This is a genomic window from Amycolatopsis sp. NPDC051716 (assembly GCF_040681595.1).
In the GTDB taxonomy this organism is placed as follows: Bacteria; Actinomycetota; Actinomycetes; order Mycobacteriales; family Pseudonocardiaceae; genus Amycolatopsis.
The window spans coordinates 122,705-140,617 of record NZ_JBFAZA010000019.1 but is presented as its reverse complement, the minus strand read 5'-3'; the positions used below and the strand labels follow the sequence as shown (position 1 = coordinate 140,617).

Annotated in this window: 20 protein-coding genes and 1 tRNA gene; 13 read left to right on the top strand and 8 right to left on the bottom strand. The window is 73.2% G+C overall.

The annotated features are described in order from the left end of the window. The first annotated feature begins 15 nt into the window (after positions 1–15). From AB0M30_RS26120 to AB0M30_RS26075, 10 genes are all read left to right on the top strand, one after another. A complete protein-coding gene (locus tag AB0M30_RS26120; RefSeq protein ID WP_103340058.1) occupies positions 16–273 on the top strand; it encodes a phosphopantetheine-binding protein in 258 nt (85 codons plus the stop codon). Then, positions 270–1,460 carry an acyl-CoA dehydrogenase family protein gene (locus tag AB0M30_RS26115; protein WP_364588389.1) on the top strand — a complete coding sequence of 397 codons (1,191 nt, stop codon included), beginning with the start codon at positions 270–272 and terminating at the stop codon, positions 1,458–1,460. The genes AB0M30_RS26120 and AB0M30_RS26115 overlap by 4 nt, the downstream gene beginning before the upstream one ends. Then, the gene (locus AB0M30_RS26110; protein WP_364588386.1) at positions 1,457–1,939 is read left to right on the top strand and encodes a flavin reductase family protein; all 483 of its coding nucleotides are present in this window, start codon (positions 1,457–1,459) and stop codon (positions 1,937–1,939) included. The genes AB0M30_RS26115 and AB0M30_RS26110 overlap by 4 nt, the downstream gene beginning before the upstream one ends. Next, complete coding sequence (locus AB0M30_RS26105; RefSeq protein ID WP_364588383.1) at positions 1,936–2,655, top strand: 4'-phosphopantetheinyl transferase superfamily protein; 720 nt, start codon at positions 1,936–1,938, stop codon at positions 2,653–2,655. The genes AB0M30_RS26110 and AB0M30_RS26105 overlap by 4 nt, the downstream gene beginning before the upstream one ends. Then, complete coding sequence (locus tag AB0M30_RS26100; protein ID WP_364588380.1) at positions 2,652–3,641, top strand: hypothetical protein; 990 nt, start codon at positions 2,652–2,654, stop codon at positions 3,639–3,641. The genes AB0M30_RS26105 and AB0M30_RS26100 overlap by 4 nt, the downstream gene beginning before the upstream one ends. Before the next feature lie 14 nt (positions 3,642–3,655). Beyond that, entirely contained in the window at positions 3,656–3,898 is a 243-nt protein-coding gene (locus tag AB0M30_RS26095; protein WP_103340054.1) for an acyl carrier protein, read from the top strand. Then, positions 3,895–4,695 (top strand): enoyl-CoA hydratase-related protein, encoded by an 801-nt coding sequence (locus AB0M30_RS26090; RefSeq protein WP_364588377.1) that lies wholly within the window; start codon positions 3,895–3,897, stop codon positions 4,693–4,695. The genes AB0M30_RS26095 and AB0M30_RS26090 overlap by 4 nt, the downstream gene beginning before the upstream one ends. Before the next feature lie 32 nt (positions 4,696–4,727). Beyond that, complete coding sequence (gene ectA / locus AB0M30_RS26085) at positions 4,728–5,252, top strand: diaminobutyrate acetyltransferase (RefSeq protein ID WP_364588374.1); 525 nt, start codon at positions 4,728–4,730, stop codon at positions 5,250–5,252. Between the two features lie 64 nt (positions 5,253–5,316). Next, entirely contained in the window at positions 5,317–5,958 is a 642-nt protein-coding gene (locus AB0M30_RS26080) for a LysE family translocator (protein ID WP_364588371.1), read from the top strand. A gap of 69 nt (positions 5,959–6,027) precedes the next feature. Next, entirely contained in the window at positions 6,028–7,398 is a 1,371-nt protein-coding gene (locus AB0M30_RS26075) for a serine hydrolase domain-containing protein (protein WP_364588368.1), read from the top strand. Between the two features lie 12 nt (positions 7,399–7,410). Here the strand turns inward: AB0M30_RS26075 and AB0M30_RS26070 are convergent, their stop codons facing one another. Then, positions 7,411–9,693 carry a glycoside hydrolase family 3 N-terminal domain-containing protein gene (locus AB0M30_RS26070; RefSeq protein WP_364588366.1) on the bottom strand — a complete coding sequence of 761 codons (2,283 nt, stop codon included), beginning with the start codon at positions 9,691–9,693 and terminating at the stop codon, positions 7,411–7,413. 132 nt (positions 9,694–9,825) lie between these two features. On the opposite strand from AB0M30_RS26070, the gene AB0M30_RS26065 reads away from it, so the two are divergent. Beyond that, entirely contained in the window at positions 9,826–10,149 is a 324-nt protein-coding gene (locus AB0M30_RS26065) for a DUF6204 family protein (RefSeq protein WP_364588362.1), read from the top strand. 68 nt (positions 10,150–10,217) lie between these two features. On the opposite strand, the gene AB0M30_RS26060 is transcribed toward AB0M30_RS26065, so the two are convergent. The 3 genes from AB0M30_RS26060 to AB0M30_RS26050 all read right to left on the bottom strand — a co-directional run bounded on the left by AB0M30_RS26060 (position 10,218) and on the right by AB0M30_RS26050 (position 12,872). Then, positions 10,218–11,303 (bottom strand): substrate-binding domain-containing protein, encoded by a 1,086-nt coding sequence (locus AB0M30_RS26060; protein WP_364588360.1) that lies wholly within the window; start codon positions 11,301–11,303, stop codon positions 10,218–10,220. Positions 11,304–11,362: 59 nt separating this feature from the next. After that, complete coding sequence (locus tag AB0M30_RS26055; protein WP_364588358.1) at positions 11,363–11,713, bottom strand: hypothetical protein; 351 nt, start codon at positions 11,711–11,713, stop codon at positions 11,363–11,365. A 259-nt stretch (positions 11,714–11,972) separates the two neighbouring features. Next, entirely contained in the window at positions 11,973–12,872 is a 900-nt protein-coding gene (locus AB0M30_RS26050) for a LysR family transcriptional regulator (protein ID WP_364588356.1), read from the bottom strand. 91 nt (positions 12,873–12,963) lie between these two features. On the opposite strand from AB0M30_RS26050, the gene AB0M30_RS26045 reads away from it, so the two are divergent. Beyond that, positions 12,964–14,049, top strand: a complete 1,086-nt coding sequence (locus AB0M30_RS26045) for an alcohol dehydrogenase catalytic domain-containing protein (protein ID WP_364588354.1) — start codon at positions 12,964–12,966, stop codon at positions 14,047–14,049. 1 nt (position 14,050) lies between these two features. On the opposite strand, the gene AB0M30_RS26040 is transcribed toward AB0M30_RS26045, so the two are convergent. Further along, a complete protein-coding gene (locus AB0M30_RS26040) occupies positions 14,051–14,896 on the bottom strand; it encodes a hypothetical protein (RefSeq protein WP_364588351.1) in 846 nt (281 codons plus the stop codon). 102 nt (positions 14,897–14,998) lie between these two features. On the opposite strand from AB0M30_RS26040, the gene AB0M30_RS26035 reads away from it, so the two are divergent. After that, positions 14,999–15,832, top strand: a complete 834-nt coding sequence (locus AB0M30_RS26035) for a hypothetical protein (protein ID WP_364588347.1) — start codon at positions 14,999–15,001, stop codon at positions 15,830–15,832. Here the strand turns inward: AB0M30_RS26035 and AB0M30_RS26030 are convergent. The 3 genes from AB0M30_RS26030 to AB0M30_RS26020 all read right to left on the bottom strand — a co-directional run bounded on the left by AB0M30_RS26030 (position 15,830) and on the right by AB0M30_RS26020 (position 17,913). After that, positions 15,830–15,904 (bottom strand) — tRNA-Val (locus AB0M30_RS26030). The genes AB0M30_RS26035 and AB0M30_RS26030 overlap by 3 nt on opposite strands. After that, complete coding sequence (locus AB0M30_RS26025; RefSeq protein WP_364588344.1) at positions 15,893–17,374, bottom strand: amidase; 1,482 nt, start codon at positions 17,372–17,374, stop codon at positions 15,893–15,895. The genes AB0M30_RS26030 and AB0M30_RS26025 overlap by 12 nt, the downstream gene beginning before the upstream one ends. A gap of 212 nt (positions 17,375–17,586) precedes the next feature. Beyond that, complete coding sequence (locus tag AB0M30_RS26020) at positions 17,587–17,913, bottom strand: hypothetical protein (protein WP_364588341.1); 327 nt, start codon at positions 17,911–17,913, stop codon at positions 17,587–17,589.

Here is a 17,913-nt window from a genome sequence, read left to right as displayed (position 1 = left end):
CGAAAGGGAACGACCATGGACACCGAACGCTTCGACACGATCCTGCGCAAGCACCTGAAGAACCTCGGCCCGCAGCAGGAGCTGACCGCCGACGCCCGGCTCAAGGAGCTCGGCCTGAACTCGATGCGCGCCATCGACCTGCTCTTCGACCTCGAGGACGAGTTCGGCGTCGAGCTGCCCGACGAGGCGATGACCGACGACACGTTCGCCACCCGCGACGCCCTGCTGGATCGGGTGCAGCAGGCGCAGGACACCACGGCGGGTGCCCGGTGACGGCGCTGGCGCCCGCCGCGCCCACGCTCGCCGAGCGCACGGCCCGCGTGGTGGGTGTGCTCGCCGAGCACGCGCGGGCGGTCGACGAAAGCGCCACGTTCCCGGCCGCCTCCCTCGACGCGCTACGCGAGAGCGGGCTGATGGGCCTGCTGGTGCCGGTGGAGCACGGCGGCCTCGGCGGCGACCTGGCCGACCTGGCCCGCATCGCCGCGGAACTCGGCGGCGCGTGCCTGTCGACGGCGATGATCTGGGCGATGCACGGCCAGCAGGTCGCCGCGATCGCCGAGCACGCCGGCCCGCGGCTGCGCGCGGACCTGCTGCCGCGGATCGCCCGCGGCGAGGTCTACGTCGCCTCGGTCACCAGCGAACGCGGCAAGGGCGGGCACCTGCTCACCGCCGAAGCGCCGCTGCGCCCGGCCGGCGGCTCCCTCGGCATCGACCGCGACGCCCCGATCGTCACCGGCGGCGCGGTCGCCGACGGGTTCCTGATCACCATGCGGGCCTCGCCCGAGGCCGGCTACGACGACGTCTCGCTCGTCTACGCCGACCGCGGGCAGGTCACCGCCGAGCCCGGGCGCGGCAGCTGGAACCCGATGGGGATGCGGGGCACGCACAGCGTCCCGCTGCGGATCACCGGGGACGTCCCGGCCGACCAGCTCGTCGGGGCGCCCGCCGGGTTCCGGGCGGTGGCCACGCGGACGTTCGTGCCCGCCGGGCACATCGGCTGGGCCGCCTGCTGGCTCGGCGCCGCGCGGGGCGCGCTGAGCTCGGTGCTGGGCATGATCCGCGACCCGCGCACCCGGGGTTCGTTCGACCCGTCGTCGGAGCTGCTGCGCCGGCGGCTGGCTCGCGCCCGGCTCGACCTGGACACCGTGGCCGCCCTGCTGGCGCAGGTGATCCGCGACGCGGCCGACGCGCCCGACGCCGAGGCACCCGCCGTGCAGCTGCGGCTCAACGGCCTGAAGGTGCACGCGGCGGAGCGCTGCGCGGCCGTGGTCGACGAGCTCGTCGAGCTGACCGGCCTGCGGCACGGGTACATGCGGGACTCCGCGCTGCCGCTGGAACGCGTCCACCGCGACTTGCGTTCGGCGAGCCTCAACTACGCGAACGACCGGCTCTACGACGCCAACGGGGCGATCGCCCTGCTCGACCGCGACGTGACGCTGGCCTGGGCGGGCCGTCCGTGACCGCCCCGGCGGGCGACCGGCTCGCGTTCCGGTCCCTGATGGCCCAGTGGCCGACGGGCGCCACCATCGTGTCCACTTCGGACGGTTGCACTCCGGCCGGCTGCACGGTGAGTGCCATGATGTCCCTTTCGGACAGTCCACCGCTGGTGGTGGTCTCGTTGCTGACCCGCAGCACGACCCTGGCGGCGATCCGCCGGGCGGGCCGCTTCGCGATCACCGTGCTCAGCTCCGCGCAGGCCGGGCTGTGCGCCGACTTTGCGCGGTTGCCGGTGACCGAACGCTTCTCGGCCACCGAACTGCGCGAGGTCGACGGGCTCCCGCTGCCGACCGGCGGCGTCGCGGCACTGACCTGCGAGCTCGCGGACGAACTGCCGTACGCCGACCACGTCCTGCTCGTCGGCGCGCCGACCTGGACGGAGATCCGCGAGGACCGGGACCCGCTGCTGGTGCACCGGCGCGAGCTGAAGGCCGTGTCGTGACCACCGTCGAGGTGGTTCGCGAGGTGTGCCTGACGGCCACGCCGGCCGACGCGGCGATGCCGGTGCCGGACTGGGTGGGCGCCGGTCGCCGGGCCCCGGTCGGGACCGCCGTCGAGGTGGCTCCCGGGGTGCACCTGACGGCCGCGCCGGCCGACGAAGCGCTGGCCGAACTGCCGGTGCCGGACTGGGCCGAGCGTGAAGCAAGGGCCATGTCACCCCGCCGAGCCCGCGAATACCTCGCCGTACGCGCCCTGTACGTGCGGCTGATGTCCGAAGTGGACGGTACAGCCAGCCCGCTGCACCGCACCGAGCGCGGAAAACCGGTCGTCCCCGGGCGGCCGGGCCTGCGGGTCAGCCTGGCGCACTCCGACGACGTCGTCGCGGTGGCGCTGGCGCACGGCCGGGACGTCGGCGTGGACGTCCAGGACGCGGGCCTGCCCGGGCCGGCGATGCTGCGGCGGTGCTGCCCGGGCGAAGCCGGGCGGATGGCGGCCGAGCCGGCGGCGGGCGGGCGGGACTTCGCCCGCGTGTGGGCGGCGCAGGAAGCCTGCGTCAAGGCGACCGGGCAAGGCATCGCGGGCCGGCCCTGGCGCATTCCGGTCACCGCGGCGGCCCCGGCCGGCCGCTGGCGGGATCTCACGTGGACGCAGCTGCGGGACCGCGGAAGCACCTTCGCGCTCTGCTGCGCCTACGCCGACCGAACGGAGGGGCGATGACCGACGGTTTGAGCTGCTACACCGCCAACCTGGCGGCCTACCTGGAACACCACGGCACCCCCGGCGCGGCGGACGCGATCGCCGTGTCCGTGCGGCTGGCCGTCGACCTGCGCCGGCCCGACGGGCTCGTCGCGGTCTCGCACCACGACCGCCCGCTGGACCGGATGGGCGACGGCACCCGGCTCACCTACCGGGGCCACCAGGACTTCGGCGGCTTCCGCGCCGATCTCGACCGGGAGCTGCGGCGGTACGGGTGTGCCCTGGTCGTCGGCTACAGCACCCAGCTGCCCTGGGCCGCGCAGCGGGAAGGCACCGCGGCCCCGCACTTCCTGCTCGTCGACGGCTTCGAGGACGGCTCAGAGGGCGCCCGCTGGCACGTCGAAGACCGCTTCACCGGCCTGATGACCTCGGGCCAGCACCAGGAACCGTTCACCGGCTGGATCGGCGAGCCCGAGCTGGACCGGCTGACGCGCCGGGACGGGCCGGAACCGGTTAAGCACCACCTCCGCAACACCCTCGCGTTCGGCTTCGAGAACCCGGCCCCGGCCGGCTGCCGCCACCTGCTGCTGCGCCGGCAGTCCCGGCCGGTGCACCCCAACCCGCTGCCCCCGCACTGGGTGACCGGGACCGTCGAGGCGCTCGGCGCCCTCGGGACGCACCTGGCCGACAGCGACGCGCTGGTCCGGGACCCCGACGTCGTCGACGACTGCTGGGCCGCGGCCCAGCACCACCTCTGCAGCCACCGGTGCCTCGGCCGGTACCTGGGCCGGACCACGAGCGGGCGGAGCCACGCCGCGCTCGAAGAAGCCGTCAAGTGCTGGGAAAAGCTGCCGCGGACACTGCGCTTCGCCGCGACGTCGGCGCGGCGCGGCCGGTCCCGGCCCACGCTCGTCCGCTCGGCGTTCGCCGAGCTCGCCGAGCGCGAACACGAAGCCGCCCAAGCCCTCACCGGTGCCGTTCTCGTGGCCGCCGGTGCGAGCGACTGACCCAGGAGGACGACATGACCGGATCCGTGGCCGAGGTGGCCGACCTGCTCGCCCGGCACCTCGACGAAACCCCGGCGGCGGGGATCACCGCCGAGTCCCGGCTCGAGGACGACCTCGGGCTGAACTCGGCCCAGGTGGTCGACCTGCTCTCGGAACTGGAAGAGCGGTTCGGCTGCGTGGTCGAGGACGAAGACCTCGACACGCTCGAACGCGTCGGCGACCTGGCCGCCATCGTCGACCGGGCCGGCGTCCGGTGAGCGTCGCGCTCGAGGCACCGGCCGATCCCGCGGCCCACGAGTGGCGGACCCTGGACGTCGCCTGGCCGCCGGGCGGCGACCTGCGGGTGACCATCCGGGGGACCGGCGCGGGCAACGTGCTCGGCGGCACGTTCTGGACCGAGCTGGCCGAGCTGCTGGAGCTCGCCGAGGCCACCGACCGGCCGGGCAGCATCGTCCTGGGCGGCGCCGGCGGGGTGTTCTCCCGCGGCCTCGACCTGCGCTGGTACGTCACCCGGCTGCGCCGGGCCGCCCGGCGCGGCGGGGACGTGCTCGCCGCCGACGCGCGGCGCCTGCAGGACACGATCACCGGGCTGGCCCGGAGCCGCCGCGTGGTGATCGCGGACATCGACGGCGAGTGCACCGGCGCGGCCCTGGAGCTGGTCTGCGCGTGCGACGTCCGCTACGCCTCGGCCCGTGCCTGGTTCTCGCTGCCCGAAGCCGAACTGGGGCTGGTCGCGGACCTCGGCGGTCTCCAGCGCCTGCCCCGGCTGCTCGGCGAGGGCCTGGTCCGCGAACTGGTCCTCGGCGGCGGCCGCATCGGCGCCGCCCGGGCCGAGCGGATCGGGCTGGTCAACGGCGGGGCGGGCGAGCTCACGGCGTTCGCCGGCCGCGTGCGGGCCCAGCCCGGCACGGTGCTCGCCCAGCTCAAGCGGGAGTTCGACGCACCACACGCCGGCAGCCTGGCGAGCGGCCTGGACCGGGCGGTCCGCTGGAACACCGAGCACGCCGTGGACGGCCTCGCGAAGCGGATGACGGGCCGCCTCGGCGGTCGCTGAAACCCCACCGACAACCCGGAAAGGTGACTCACGTGTCCACCACGCACGACATCCGGACCCCGGCGCTGCCCGGTGTCCGGCTCCGCCCGCCCACCACCGCCGACGCGGCGGCGATCCACGAGCTCGTCGTGCGGTCCCCGCCGCTCGACGTCAACTCGCGCTACGCCTACCTCCTCTGGTGCCGCGACTTCGCCGCGACCTCCGTGGTGGCGGTGTGCGAAGACCGGCTCGCCGGCTTCGTGACCGGGTACCGGCCGCCGCGCGATCCGGAGACCTGGTTCGCCTGGCAGTCGGCGGTGGATCCGGAGCTGACCCGGCCCGGACTGGCGTTCGCGATGATGGCCGAGGTGGCCGGCCGGGCCCGCCGCGCCGGCGCGCGCTGGTTCGAAACGACCGTCAACCCCGGCAACCGGGCGGTCATCATGCTCGTCCGCAAGCTGGCCCGCCGGCACGGCGGCACGCCTGAGGTGTCGACGCTGTTCGAGAGCGCCGAACTCGGCGGCGGGCACGATCCCGAGGTCCTCTACCGGTTTCCGCTCGCCGATCCCCGCGATTGAGATCCGTGAACGTGGGTAATCGATTACGGACAGTGTCGAAGCCGGTACCGGGGGAGGGTGGCTCATGAGCACCGGGGTGTTGCTGGCGTTCGCCGGCGTGGTCATGGTGGCCTACATCGTGCCCGGCCCGGACTGGGTGGTGGTCCTGCGCGCTTCCGCCCGGGCCCGGCGCTACGGGTTCCTCGCCGCGGCCGGGGTGCAGTGCGGCCTGTGCGTGCACATGGCCGCCGCCGCTCTCGGGGTGTCCACGGCGCTGCTGCACAGCCCGGTCCTGTTCACCATCCTCAAGCTCGTCGGGGCCGCCTACCTGGTGTTCCTCGGCGCCCAAGCGCTGTGGCAGTCGTGGCGGCGCCGACGCGGTGACGAGGACGAAGCCGAACCTCCCCCGGAGGAGCCGGCGGCCGGGCTGACCCCGGTGCGGGTGTTCCGGCAAGCGTTCTTGTCCAACGTCCTCAACCCGAAGGCGGCGCTGTTCTTCGTGAGCGTCCTGCCGCAGTTCCTCGACCCCCAGGGCCCGGCCGCCGCGCAGGTGCTCGTGCTGGGCAGTCTCGACATCGCCCTCGGCCTCCTCTGGTGGGCGCTGTTCGTGCTGCTCACCGCCCGGCTGTCCGGCCTGATGCGCCGCAGCGGCCCGCGCAAGGCCCTCGACCGGGTGACGGGCACCGCGCTCGTCGGCCTCGGGGTCACGCTCGTCGCCACCAGCTGATTTCCGCCTTCAGCGCTCAAGAAGCGGGCGCGGTTCCTTGTTGTTCGCCGTGCATCGAGGGGTAATTCCGTGACCGAGGTCGTCCGCCGCGCGCTGCGGCGCTTCCGCCGCAAGCACGACGTTCCCGGCGTCGTCGTGTGCACCTTCACCGCCGCCGGGCCCGATGCCGCCGTCGCCGACGGCGTGACCAGCGCCGAGACCCAGCACGCGATGACACCGGAGACGGTGTTCCGGATCTATTCGATCGCGAAGTTCGTGACCGCCACGATGATCGTGTCCCTCGCCGCCGACGGCGTCCTCGACCTCGACGCGCCCGTCGACGGCTACCTGGGCGGGCTGCGCCGCCGCACCGGGACCGGCAGCGACGGCACCACGCTGCGCCACCTGCTGAGCCACCGGTCCGGCCTGCTCCCGGACGCCGTGCTGCACGACGGGCTGAGCCGGGACCCGGGCGGCCTCGCCGTCGCGGTGCGCCACGACTACGCCCGGACGCCGGTGCTGGCGCGGGCGGGCGAGTTCTACGGTTTCAGCAACCTGGGCGTCAGCTTGGCCGGCCTCGTCGCGCAGGAGGTGACCGGCCTGCCCTTCGCCGAGGTCGTCCGGCAGCGGGTGTTCGAGCCGCTCGGCATGGGGCACAGCACCCACGACCCGGCGGTGGCGATGACCTATCCGCTGGCCCAGCACCACCTGCCCGGCGAAACCGGGCTGCGCGTCGACCACGGCGCCAAGGCCGGGGCCAAGCACGAGCCGTCGTCGCTCTGCTATTCGACCGCGCTCGACCTGGCCCGGCTCGGCGCGCACCACCTGCGGGCCCGGACCGAGCTCGGCCAGATGCACCTGCCGCACGCGGACCCGCGGCTGGACGTCGACCTGCGCTACGGCCTCGGCTGCACCCTCTCGCCCGCCGTGCAGGGCATCCGCCAGATCGGGCACGAGGGGTCCTTCGGCGGGATGTGGGCGAAGCTCGTCATCGACCCCGCCGCGGGCCGCGGGGTGGTGTGGCTGGACAACCGCGGCGAGGAGCTGCGCGAACAGCGCTACCGGACCATCCGCGAACTGTTCGACGGGCTCGGCCGCACCGACGCGGCCGGCGGCGTCTCCGGGTTCGGTCTCGGTCTGGCCGTCGAGCCGGAAGCCGTGCACGGCGAGTACGTCCGGACCGGGGCGCCCCCGTTGACGGTGGCCGGCCGCGAGGAACTGGAACTGACGGCCGATCGCGATCGCGCCGTGCTGGTCCCGCACCAGCGCGCGGTGTGGCGCAGTGCCGACCGGTACGGACCGGGCGCGCCCCCGTGGGGACCGCACGCCGGCACCGACCGGATCGTCCTCGGGGTGACGGCGTGGCGCGACGGCTCCGTGCCGGTCGTGCACCTCAACGGCCTGCCGTACGTGCGGCAGGAATGGCGGAAGCGCTTGCGCTCCCGCACGAGTGCCGGGTGAGCGGCCCGGCGGTCAGCCGACGGTGAAGCTCGCCGAAAGCGTGGCCGCCGAGCTGGTCCCGACGTAGACCTCGATCTTGCCCGGCTCGACCCGGAACCGGGCGGTGTTGTCGTAGAACCCGACGTCGTCCGGGGTGAGGGTGAAGGAAACCGTCGTCGACGCGCCCGCGGCCAGGCTCACCCGCCGGAAGCCGCGCAGCCGCCGCACCGGCTGGACGATGCTCGCGACCGGGTCGCGCAGGTAGAGCTGGACGACCTCGTCGCCGGCCCGGCCGCCGGTGTTGGTGACGGTGGCGCTCACCTCGATCCGGCCGCCGGTCGCCGGCAGGCGTGCGCCGGAAAGCCGCAGGCCGTCGACGCGGAACGTGGTGTAGGACAGGCCGTGGCCGAATTCGTAGAGCGGCCCGCTGTCGAGGTCCAGGTACTTCGACGTGTACTTGTTGGCCGGGTCGGCGGGGCGTCCGGTGTTCTCGTGGTTGTAGTAGATCGGGATCTGGCCCACCGCGCGCGGGAAGCTCACCGGCAGCTTGCCGCCCGGGTTCACCGCGCCGAACAGGACGTCCGCGATCGCGTGGCCGCCCTGCACCCCGGGGGCCCACGCCTCGAGGATGGCGGGGGCGTTTTCGTGCAGGTACGGGATGGTCAGCGGGCGGCCGTTGACGAGCACGACCACGAAGGGCTTGCCGGTCTCCTTGATCGCGGCGACCAGCTGCTGCTGCACGCCGGGGAGGCCGATGTCGCTTCGCGCCGCCGCTTCGCCGCTCATCGCGGCGGTTTCGCCGACCACCACGACGGTCACGTCGGCGGCGCGTGCCGCCTGCTGCGCGGCGGCGAACCCGCCGGTATCGGTCCCGTCGACGGTGCAGCCGGCGGTGTAGCTCACGGTGGCGCCGGGTACCGCGGCCTTGATCCCGTCGACGACGGTCACCGGCGGCGTCGTCGAGGCCCCGGTGCCCAGGCCCGCCCAGGTGCCGTTGAGGTCGTAGGTCGCCGCGCCGAGCGGCCCGACGACGGCGACCGAACCGGTGGTTTTCGCCAGCGGCAGCACGGGTCCGTCGTTCTTCAGCAGCACCATGCACCGCGCGGCGGCCTGCCGCGACGCGGCCAGCGCGGCCGGCGAAGGCGCTTTCACCTCGGCGGTTTCGTCGGCGTACGGGCGCTCGAACAGGCCGAGCCGGAACTTGACGAGCAAGATCCGGCGGACGGCGTCGTCGATCTGGTCGCGGGTGATCCGCCGTTCGGCCAGCAGCCGTTCGGCGAACCGGGCGTAATTCGTGCTGACCATCTCCATGTCGACACCGGCCGGAAGGGCGGCCGCCGCGGCGTCCGCGCCGTCACCGGCGAGGCCGTGCAGGATCAGTTCCTCGATGCCGGTGTAGTCACTGACGACGAACCCGCGGAAACCGTAGGCGCCCTTGAGGACGTCGTGCAGGACGTAGCCGTTGCCGTGGGCGGGCACGCCGCTGATCGTGTTGAAGCTGGCCATGACGGTCGCGACGCCCGCCTCGACACTGGCTTTGAACGGCGGCAGGTAAAGGTTGTGCAGCCGTTGCAGCGAAACGTCCACGGTGTTGTAGTCACGCCCGCCTTCGGCGCCACCGTAGGCGACGAAGTGCTTGGCACAGGCGGCAACCCGGTCCGGCGCGGAGTAGTCGTTCCCCTGGTAGCCGCGCACCTTGGCGACGGCGAACTGCGTCGCCAGATAAGGATCTTCGCCGTACCCTTCGGCGATCCGCCCCCACCGCGGCTCGTGGGTGACGTCCATCATCGGCGCGTAGGTCCAGTGGATGCCGCTGCTGCGGGCTTCCCGGGCCGAAATGGTGGCGTCCGTGCCCGCGACGGCGGGGTCGAAGCTGGCGCCCTGGGCGAGCGGGATCGGGAAGTTGGTGGTGTACCCGTGGATGACGTCGAGGCCGAAGATGAGCGGGATCCCCAGCCGCGTCTTCTCGACGGCAAGGCGTTGCAGGGCATTGAGTTTCGCGGCCCCGACCACGGAGAAGACCCCACCGAGCCGGCCGACGGCGAGGGCCGCGCGGGCGGCGGTTTCGTCCCCGACGAGCTGCAGCTGCCCGAGCTTTTCGGCGAGCGTCATCTTCTGGAGCAGCGCCTCCACCCGCCGATCCCGCGCGGCGGCCGCTCCGGCTGTGTCCCCGGCGGTCTCCCCGGCTGTTTCTCCGGCGGCGGCCGCGGGCGAGAGCAGCCCGAGGGAAGCCACCCCACCGGCGACGCCGGCCAGCACCAGCCGCCGGTTCACCCCGCTCGCGGCCGAAGTTCCGTGACGATCCTGCTGCGACATGGCGGGGACCCTTTCGCGAGGCGAGCTCCGTTGCCCGGTCAGGCCTGTTTCAGCGTAGTCACCGGCGGGCCTGCCGCAGCGTCAGCCGAAAACCGGTTCCCCGGCCACGACGTGCCTCGCTAACCTGACGGCATGCCGACCTACCGCGTCCTGGTCCGTGGCAAGTTCGACCGGCCCTCGGAAGCCGTCCGCGCGAAACTCCTGGCCAACGCCGGCACGGCGGACCTGGCGGACCTGGTGTTCAGCGAAACGGGAACGCTCGCCTACAGCCGGCACCTGGGCGGCTTCAGCTACCGCGTGGCGCTGGAAGTCGCGGCCGGCGAGGACGCCACGCAGCGAGCCCACGACCAGGCCGAGCTGATGGCGATGGAGCTGCTCGAGGGCGAGCACTACCCGTACCGGGATCTGACGGTCAGCTCGACCTGCATGGACGACGTGAAGGTCAACCGCCGCTGAGCCGCGGTTCGGCACATCGAGAACGGCTGGCAACGAGGCCGGCCGGCCGTCCGTCGGGACCTCGTCGGCTACAGCACCGCGCTGTCGCCCTCGTAGATCTCCGCTTTCAGGATCGTGCGCCGGGGCACGGCGTAACCACGGTGCATCTTGACGAGGAAGTCGACGGCGCCCACCGCCAGGCGGTGGGTGTCCTGGACGACGGTCGCCCGGAACGGGCAGTCCGCGGTGTCGATCAGCGTTCTGGCTTCCAGCACACCGTCGATGCCGATCACGACCGTGGCCTGGGTCGCCGCCGACGCGGCTGCCGCGATGGCGTCGACCGCGCCCAGGGCCATCTCGTCGTTGGTGCAGAAGATCGCATCGAGGCGCTGCCCGGGTGCCAGGCTCCGGACGTGGGTCCGGACCGCGTTGTGCGCCCGTGAGCGCACGAACCCGCATCGGTCGTCGGTGACGATTTCGACGTCGGGCAGCCCGGAGCGCAACGCCTTTTCGCAGCGTTGCTGCCGGCTGTCGTGTTCGAGACTGGCGATGATGAGCACCCGCGGCCCGGTTCGTCCGCGCAAGTGTTTGACCAGCCAATGGCCGGCCAGCTCGCCGAGTTCACCCGTGTCGTAGCCGATGAACGCGGTGTCGTGCGGGTACTCCGACTCGGTCGGGAACGGCTCGAGGTCGGAAAACACAGTGGGCAGCCGCGACTCCCGGCAGAACGTCACGAGGTCCTCGCGCAGCCTGGACACCTCTCCGGCGATCACGATGCCCCCGATGTAGGCGTGCTTCCGGTTCAGGATGCGGCGCAGGTGATGAGCTTGCGCGCCCGCGTCGTAGTCCCGGTCCGGTACCTTGAGCACGAGGTCGATGTCGTCCCGGTCGAGGGCGCTGTGCACCTGTTGCACGAATGCCGCCACGTAATACTTCTGCTCGAACGCCGACGTCAGCAGGAAAGCCGTGCCGCGCCGGTTTCGTGGCCCCAGCGCGAACACGGCCCAGAAAACGATCGCGACGACGGCGGAAACCAGCGCGGACCAGAGGATCGTGGCTCCCGCGGAAATGCCCCCTTGCAGGACTTTCGCCAGAACGGCCACAATGCCGCCGCTCACGACGGAAGTGGTCACCGCGAACAGCGCGGGTGTCTTGTCCCGGTTCAGCCAAGCCATCCAGGCACCCTCCCAGCGGTATCGCCCGTGGGCAATCCTACTGGCGCACGCGGCCGGTCCTACCGGGCCGAAATCCCGGCAGCGACCGCCGAAGTGGTCACCGGCCCGGCGCGGTGGGGTACGCACGCCGGGCCGGGAGCTTGATCACGCGGGGACGAGCTGCCACTGCTGGTTGGCGCCGGCGCCGGCCGTGTACCGCACGACCTCGGCGCGGTCACGGCGTGCAGCGTGGTGAAGCTCCACGACCCGGCCAGGTCGACCGACGCGAGCGCGCCATTGCCGGCGCCGACCCCGTCGGGGACGGCGGCGGGCTCCGCGACCCACGCCTGCACCCCGGCCATGGCGGGCGCCGCGGTGGCCGTCCACCTGGTGAGGCGGCGACGCCACGGCGGCCGAGTTCGTTGCCCCATGACGCCGCTCCCCATCTCCGTTGACAGCCGGAATGTTATCGCTCACATTCCGGCGGCGGAAGCCTTGAATTTCGCGGACCCGGGAGCCATGCTCACCGGTCGGGCGGGACGTCTCCGGGGCGTGGTCGGGCCACAAAGATCCAGTACAACGGCGTGCGGAGCGCTTCGTGACGCCCGGCCAGAGATCGCGTCTTCCGGCCCGAGTCGTCGCTCGCGTGCTGTTAGCGTTAACCAAATGGCCGTATGCACGGCCTCGTAGTCACGGCCGGACGGCCGCGGTGATCGCCGCGGTGACGGCGGTGATCGCCGGCGTGGCGGCACCGGGAAGCCGGGCCACGAGCACCCGGCGGATCTCCGGTGGCGCGCCTTCCACCCGCAGGGAAATCACGCCGGGCGGGACGACCGGCGCCAGGCCGTCCGGGATCGTGGTGACCCCGAAACCCCCGGCGACCAAGTGCAGTTTGGTCAGCCAGTCGCGGGCGCTGTGGACGATGCGCGCTCGCCCGGGCAGGCCCGGCCAGACGCCGAGCAGGGGCTCCGCGCTCGACGCCGGGGTGGCGATCCAGGGTGCGTCGACCAGTTCGTCGACGTGCACGGCCGCGCGGCCCGCGAACGCGCCGGTGGCCGGCGCCGCCACCAGGAGTTCGGAGTCCCGGACCGTCGTGACGTGCAGGCGGGGTGCCTCGCCGTCCGGCGGCCGGTGCGGTGGGCGGGAGGTGAGCACGGCGAGGTCGAGCGAACCGGTGCGCAACGCCCGGGCCAAGCCGGGCGTGGTGCCTTCGCGGGTGGTGACCCGGATTCCGGGCGCGGTCCCGGCGAGCCGGGCGAGCGCGGCGGGCAGGAGCACCGGCCCGGCGCTCGGGACGAGCCCGAGCCGCACCACCTCCGTGCGGGGAGCCGCCCCGATCAGCTCGCGTTCGGCCGCGTCGACCGACTCGAGGATCGCTCGCGCGTGGCGCAGCAGGGTCAGCCCGGGCCGGGTGAGCCGGACCCCGTCCGGCCGCCGCTCGAACAGGGTGACCCCGGCGCCGCGTTCGAGGGCGGCCGCCTGGCGGGAGACCGCGGACTGCGTGTAACCCAGCGCCGCGGCGGCCGCGGTGAAGCTGCCCGACTCGGCGATCCGGCAAAGCACCCGGAGGCTCGTGCTCGACACGTCCATGCCTACTACGCATAGCAGAGATGCGTGATCAGCGCTTCCCGCATGCCCCGGGCCGTCCTAGCGTGGCGGACGACGACAGAAGGGTTTTTCCATGCGTGCAGCGACATTGACCGCGTTCGGCGCCCCGCTCGAGGTGTGCGACGTACCCGACCCCGAAGCCGGCACGGGGGAGGTGCTGGTCGAGGTGCTGGCCACCTGCGTGCCCCCGTACGCGGCCGAAGTGTTCAGCGGGGAACGGCGCTATCCGCTGGAACCCCCGGTCGTGCCGGGGGTCGGCGGGATCGGCCGGCTGGTGCGCGTGGGCCCGGACGCGACCAAGCTCGAGGTGGGCGACCTGGTGTGGTGCGACTCGACGGTGCGTGCCCGCGACGACGCCCTGACCCCGGACATCACGCTGCAGGGCTGGAGTTCCCGCGGTGAAGGCGGCGCCCGGCTGGCCCGGTATCTGCACGACGGGTCGTTCGCCGAACTGATGCGGGTGCCCACCGAGAACGTGTACCCCCTGCCCGCCGGCGCGGCGGCGGATCCCGCCCGCTGGTCCGCGCTGGGGGTGCACACCATTCCCTACGGCGGGCTGCTGGCCGGCCGGCTCGCGGCCGGGGAGACGGTGCTGGTCAGCGGGGCGACCGGCAACCTCGGCAGCAGCGCGGTCGCCGTCGCGCTCGCCATGGGCGCCGGGCACGTGGTCGCCCCGGGCCGCAACCGGGGCGTCCTCGACCTGCTCGCCGGCCGGTTCGGCCGGCGAGTGAGCCCGGTCGGGCTCAGCGGGGACGAGGACGCAGACCGTGCGGCCATGGCGGCCGCCGCCGGCGGCCCGATCGACCTCGTGCTCGACCTCCTCCCGCCGCAGGCACCCAGCTCGGTGGCGCGCGCCGCCGCCATGACCGTGCGCGAGTACGGGCGGGTGGTGCTGATGGGCGGCGTCGGCATGCTCGGCGGCGCGGACCTCGCCCTGCCCTACCCCTGGATCATGCGCAACTCGGTGACCGTGCGCGGCCAGTGGATGTACCCCCGCACGGCGAACGCCGGGATGATCCGGCTCGTCGCGACGGGCGCACTGGACCTCGCTCCCGAACGCGTCACCCGGTTCGGCCTCGACCGGGCCGGCGACGCGGTGGCCCACGCGGCCGCCCACGGCGGGCCCTTCGACCGCACGGTCCTCACCCCGGGGGCCTGACTCAAGCGGCGGAGGCGCTGGGCTCCACCCGGTGGGCGGCCGCGTAGTGCGCGGTGCCGATGGCTCCGGCGATCGCCAGGACGAAGCCCACCGCGGCCGCGGCGGTGAAGCCGTCACGGACGCGGTCGTCCAGCACCACCACGCCGATGAGCGAGGAGACCGCCGTGTTGGTGGTGAACATGATGGCGGTGACGGCGGTCGCCCGGCCGCGTTGCAGAGCCATCGCGAACGCCACCGCCGCGACGAGCCCGTTGGCGATCATCGCCCACAGCGCCGGCTCGACGGCGAGGTGCCAGACCGGCCCGGACGTGTCGAGCGTCCGCGCCGAGATCCCGACGACGCTGAAGCCCAGCCCGGCGCAGAACCCGAGCACGATCGGCGACCAGCGGCCGTCCCGGCGCTGGACGGTGAACGCGATCGCCGCGATCACCACCGCCACGCCCACCAGCAGCAGCTTCCAGCCGGCCGGCAGCGGCCGCGCGGGGCCCGGATCCGCGGACAGGCCGAGCAGGACCAGGCCGGTCGCCCCGACCCCCAGCGCGGCCCACCCGGCGCCGGCCAGCCGGACGCCGAGGATCGCGGAGATCGTCGCGGTCACGCCGACGCTGAACGCGAGCACCGACTGGACCAGGAACAGCGGCAGGCGGTGCAGCGCGGCGGCGGCGAAGACGAACCCGAGCAGGTCCACCCCCACCCCGAGGAAGTAGAGCGGCTGCCGGCGCAGCGCGACCAGGTCCTGAGGCGAGCCGCCGAAGGCACCGGCCCGCCGCACCCCGGCCGACTCCAGGATGGAGCCACTACCCGAGGCGACGGCGGCCAGCACCGCGAGGACGTATCCGAGGAGCACGGCCTGAGTGTGCCAGCCGCCGGTGACCGGCCAGGCCGGAGTCCCCGCCTGGTCCTCGCCGGGTGTCGTCGCACGTCGGCGCGTCCTGGGATACTCACGCTCGTGTTCCGTCCCCACGACGTGCCGGCCGTGCATTTCCTGCTCTCGCTGATCGAGCCCGGGCACGCGTCCCGGGTGCGTCGGCATCTCCGGATCGGGAAGCCGGCGCGCTTGAGCGCCAAGCATGCGGCGTGGCAGCTCGATCGGCTGGACGCGCCCCGGTCGGTCCTGCTGTGGATGCTCGAGCGGGACGACCCCGCCACGAACCAGCTGGTGTACCACCAGGCCCGCACCGACGACCCGCTCAAGCGCGACATCCTGCGTGGGCTGCCGTTCGGCACCGCGATCGCGCCCCTGCCGGTGCCGGCGCGCTGCGAACAGCGGAACTGCGCACACACGGAACCGGACCTCCCGCCCGGCCCGCACGGGCTGATCGGCGGGCTGCGCGAGGCGCGGACGCTGCGGTCGGCCCGGGCGGCGGTGCGCGCCGTCAGCAAGCGCGACTGGGCCACGGTCGCCGAGGCGGATCGGCGTGAGCCGCTGCCCGGCTTCGCGCGCTGGGCGCTGGCCGAGCGGATCGACTGCCCGCCGGAGGTGCGGACGCGGTTCGGCTCGCACCGCAAGTTCACGAACCGGCTCCGCGCGGCGGGCATCGTCGAACCGCGGGAGTACGTCGAACTCGGCCGCCCGCCCGAGGACGTGCTGGCGGTGCTGTACTTCGGCACCAAGCTGTTCCCGCACCGGGCCGGGGAAGCCGCCGCGCTGCTGGCACCGCTGGTGCGTGCCGAGCTCGGGGCGAACCTGGACGCGTGGGCGGCGCTGGCGGACCTGGTGCCCGGATTCGCCGGAACGGTGCCCGAGCTGGTGACCGCCGGCGGCGCGGCGACGAGGGAGTGACGGGCGGCTGGATTCGAACCAGCGTGTCCCCCTTGTCGAGGAGGCGCGGCTGCCTCTGCGCTACGACCCGCCGGCACGGACCCTACCGGGGGAGACCGGCCGCCGGAAACCGCCGGTCCGGGGCTCGAGCAGTTCGGCCAGCCGCAGCGGGGTGCGGTCTTCGGACATCGGGCCGATGAGCTGGACCCCGACCGGCAGGCCCTCGGCGGACCGGCCCGCGGGGATGGCGGTGGCGGGCAGGCCGGGCATGGTGGCCACGCCGGCCCAGACGAGCTGGTCGAAGTACGGGTACTCGACGCCGTCGATGTCGATGCGCCGTTCCAGCGGGTTGGGGGAGTGGTCGTGCGGGAACGCGGGCGTCGGCGTGATCGGGCACACCACGGCGTCGAACTCGGCGAACAGCTGCCGCCAGCCGTGGCGGTGGACCTCGCGGCGGTGGTTCGCCTCGAGCCAGTCGCGGTGGCTGAACAGCAGGGCACGCAGCCGCACGGCGGCGAGGCTCTCGTCGTCCGGGCTCAGCCCGGCGACGCGGGCCCGCAGCTGCTCTTCCGATTCGAGCGGAAACCGAGCCACGGAACCGGAAATCAGCAACTGCATGTAAAGCGTCGCGGCTTCGGTCAGGTCGGGCAGCAGCGGACTGTGCCGTGCGACGCGGGCGCCGCCGTCGGCGAGCGCGTCGGCCACCCGGTGCACGCCCGCCCGCACGGCGGAGCCGGTCGCGATGAGCGGGTGCTCGTCGAGGACCAGGACCCGGAAGTCGCTCAGCCGCTCGTGACGAGCGGGCGGGAGGGCCAACCGGTGCGCCACGCCGTGCGTCAGCGGGTCCGGCCCGGCCATGACGTCGAGCAGGAGCGTGAGATCCCGGGCGCTGCGCGCCATCGGCCCGACGACGGCGAGGTCGAGGTCGACCGGCAAGGCCGGCTCGGACGGCGCGACCATGCCACGGCTGGCGACCAGCCCCAGTGTCGGCTTGTGCGCGTAGACGCCGCAGAAGTGCGCGGGGGTGCGCAGCGAGCCGGCGATGTCGGAGCCGATGGACAGCGCGCCGAACCCCGACGCCAGCGCGGCCGCCGACCCGCCGGAGGAGCCGCCCGACGTGCGGCCCGGGTCCCACGGGTTGGTGGTGGTGCCGTAGATCTCGTTGAAGCTCTGGATGTCCTGCAGCCCCAACGGAACATTGGTCTTGCCGAGCACGACGGCGCCGGCTTCTTTGAGCCGCGACACCTGCACGGCGTCCTCGGCGGGCAGGAAGTCCCGATGCGGCGGCATACCCCAGGTCGTGGGCAACCCGGCGACGTCGTAGCACTCCTTGACCGTCACCGGAACACCGAGCAGCGGCCGGTCTTCACCCCGCGCCCGCGCCTGATCGGCCCGGAGGGCGGCGGCCCGCGCCCGATCGAAATCGGTTACGCAGACCGCGTTGATCACGTCGTCGTCGCGCTCGATCCGAGCGATCGCCTCATCGGTCAGTTCCACCGACGACACGGCACCTGACCGCAACGCGGCCATGAGTTCTTCGGCTGTCTTGAAGCTCCATTCCATGAATCCGAAGCTAAAGGCCTGTTGTGGTGGGCACGAAATTCCGGTTCGGGCAACAGAAGACTGTCTGCATCGGGTGAATTCGTGCGCTCATTCTCTTCTGGACGGTGTCTTACCGCAGGTCAAGGCGCTGGCTGTGGTTCACCTTCGCCTGCTTGAGCCATGAAATGCGGCATCGTGCAACGGGACGCATGTCTCAATGCCGGCGAAGGGGATCAAGGCATGCGGGCGATCCATGCCACTTCCCCGATGTTCGGGTCGCGCCCGAGAGCCTGCCAAGCCGCCATGGCCGACTCGGCCGCCCCCTGGGTTTCCCAGGGGGTGAAGGTCCCTGTCGTCTCGTCGAGGCTGCCGATGGCCGCGCCCGCGGCCACCAGCGCTTCCAGTACAGCGGCAGCGATCTCACGTACCTGCCGATCACCCGCTTCCGGGAGTGCGCGCCGGATGTGCCACGGCAGCGCCCACAGGCCGACACCGTCCTCAGCGAGTTCCCGGTGGACCAGCATCGCCACCGAAGCGGCCACGGTCGTCTCGTCGATCAT

Bases quoted from the DNA above. Each gene is read 5' to 3' on its own strand.
- AB0M30_RS26120 (WP_103340058.1), top strand. From the start codon at position 16: ATGGACACCGAACGCTTCGACACGATCCTGCGCAAGCACCTGAAGAAC.
- AB0M30_RS26100 (WP_364588380.1), top strand. From the start codon at position 2,652: ATGACCGACGGTTTGAGCTGCTACACCGCCAACCTGGCGGCCTACCTG.
- AB0M30_RS26095 (WP_103340054.1), top strand. From the start codon at position 3,656: ATGACCGGATCCGTGGCCGAGGTGGCCGACCTGCTCGCCCGGCACCTC.
- AB0M30_RS26080 (WP_364588371.1), top strand. From the start codon at position 5,317: ATGAGCACCGGGGTGTTGCTGGCGTTCGCCGGCGTGGTCATGGTGGCC.
- AB0M30_RS26070 (WP_364588366.1), bottom strand. From the start codon at position 9,693: ATGTCGCAGCAGGATCGTCACGGAACTTCGGCCGCGAGCGGGGTGAAC.
- AB0M30_RS26065 (WP_364588362.1), top strand. From the start codon at position 9,826: ATGCCGACCTACCGCGTCCTGGTCCGTGGCAAGTTCGACCGGCCCTCG.
- AB0M30_RS26060 (WP_364588360.1), bottom strand. From the start codon at position 11,303: ATGGCTTGGCTGAACCGGGACAAGACACCCGCGCTGTTCGCGGTGACC.
- AB0M30_RS26055 (WP_364588358.1), bottom strand. From the start codon at position 11,713: ATGGGGCAACGAACTCGGCCGCCGTGGCGTCGCCGCCTCACCAGGTGG.
- AB0M30_RS26050 (WP_364588356.1), bottom strand. From the start codon at position 12,872: ATGGACGTGTCGAGCACGAGCCTCCGGGTGCTTTGCCGGATCGCCGAG.
- AB0M30_RS26045 (WP_364588354.1), top strand. From the start codon at position 12,964: ATGCGTGCAGCGACATTGACCGCGTTCGGCGCCCCGCTCGAGGTGTGC.
- AB0M30_RS26025 (WP_364588344.1), bottom strand. From the start codon at position 17,374: ATGGAATGGAGCTTCAAGACAGCCGAAGAACTCATGGCCGCGTTGCGG.
- AB0M30_RS26020 (WP_364588341.1), bottom strand. From the start codon at position 17,913: ATGATCGACGAGACGACCGTGGCCGCTTCGGTGGCGATGCTGGTCCAC.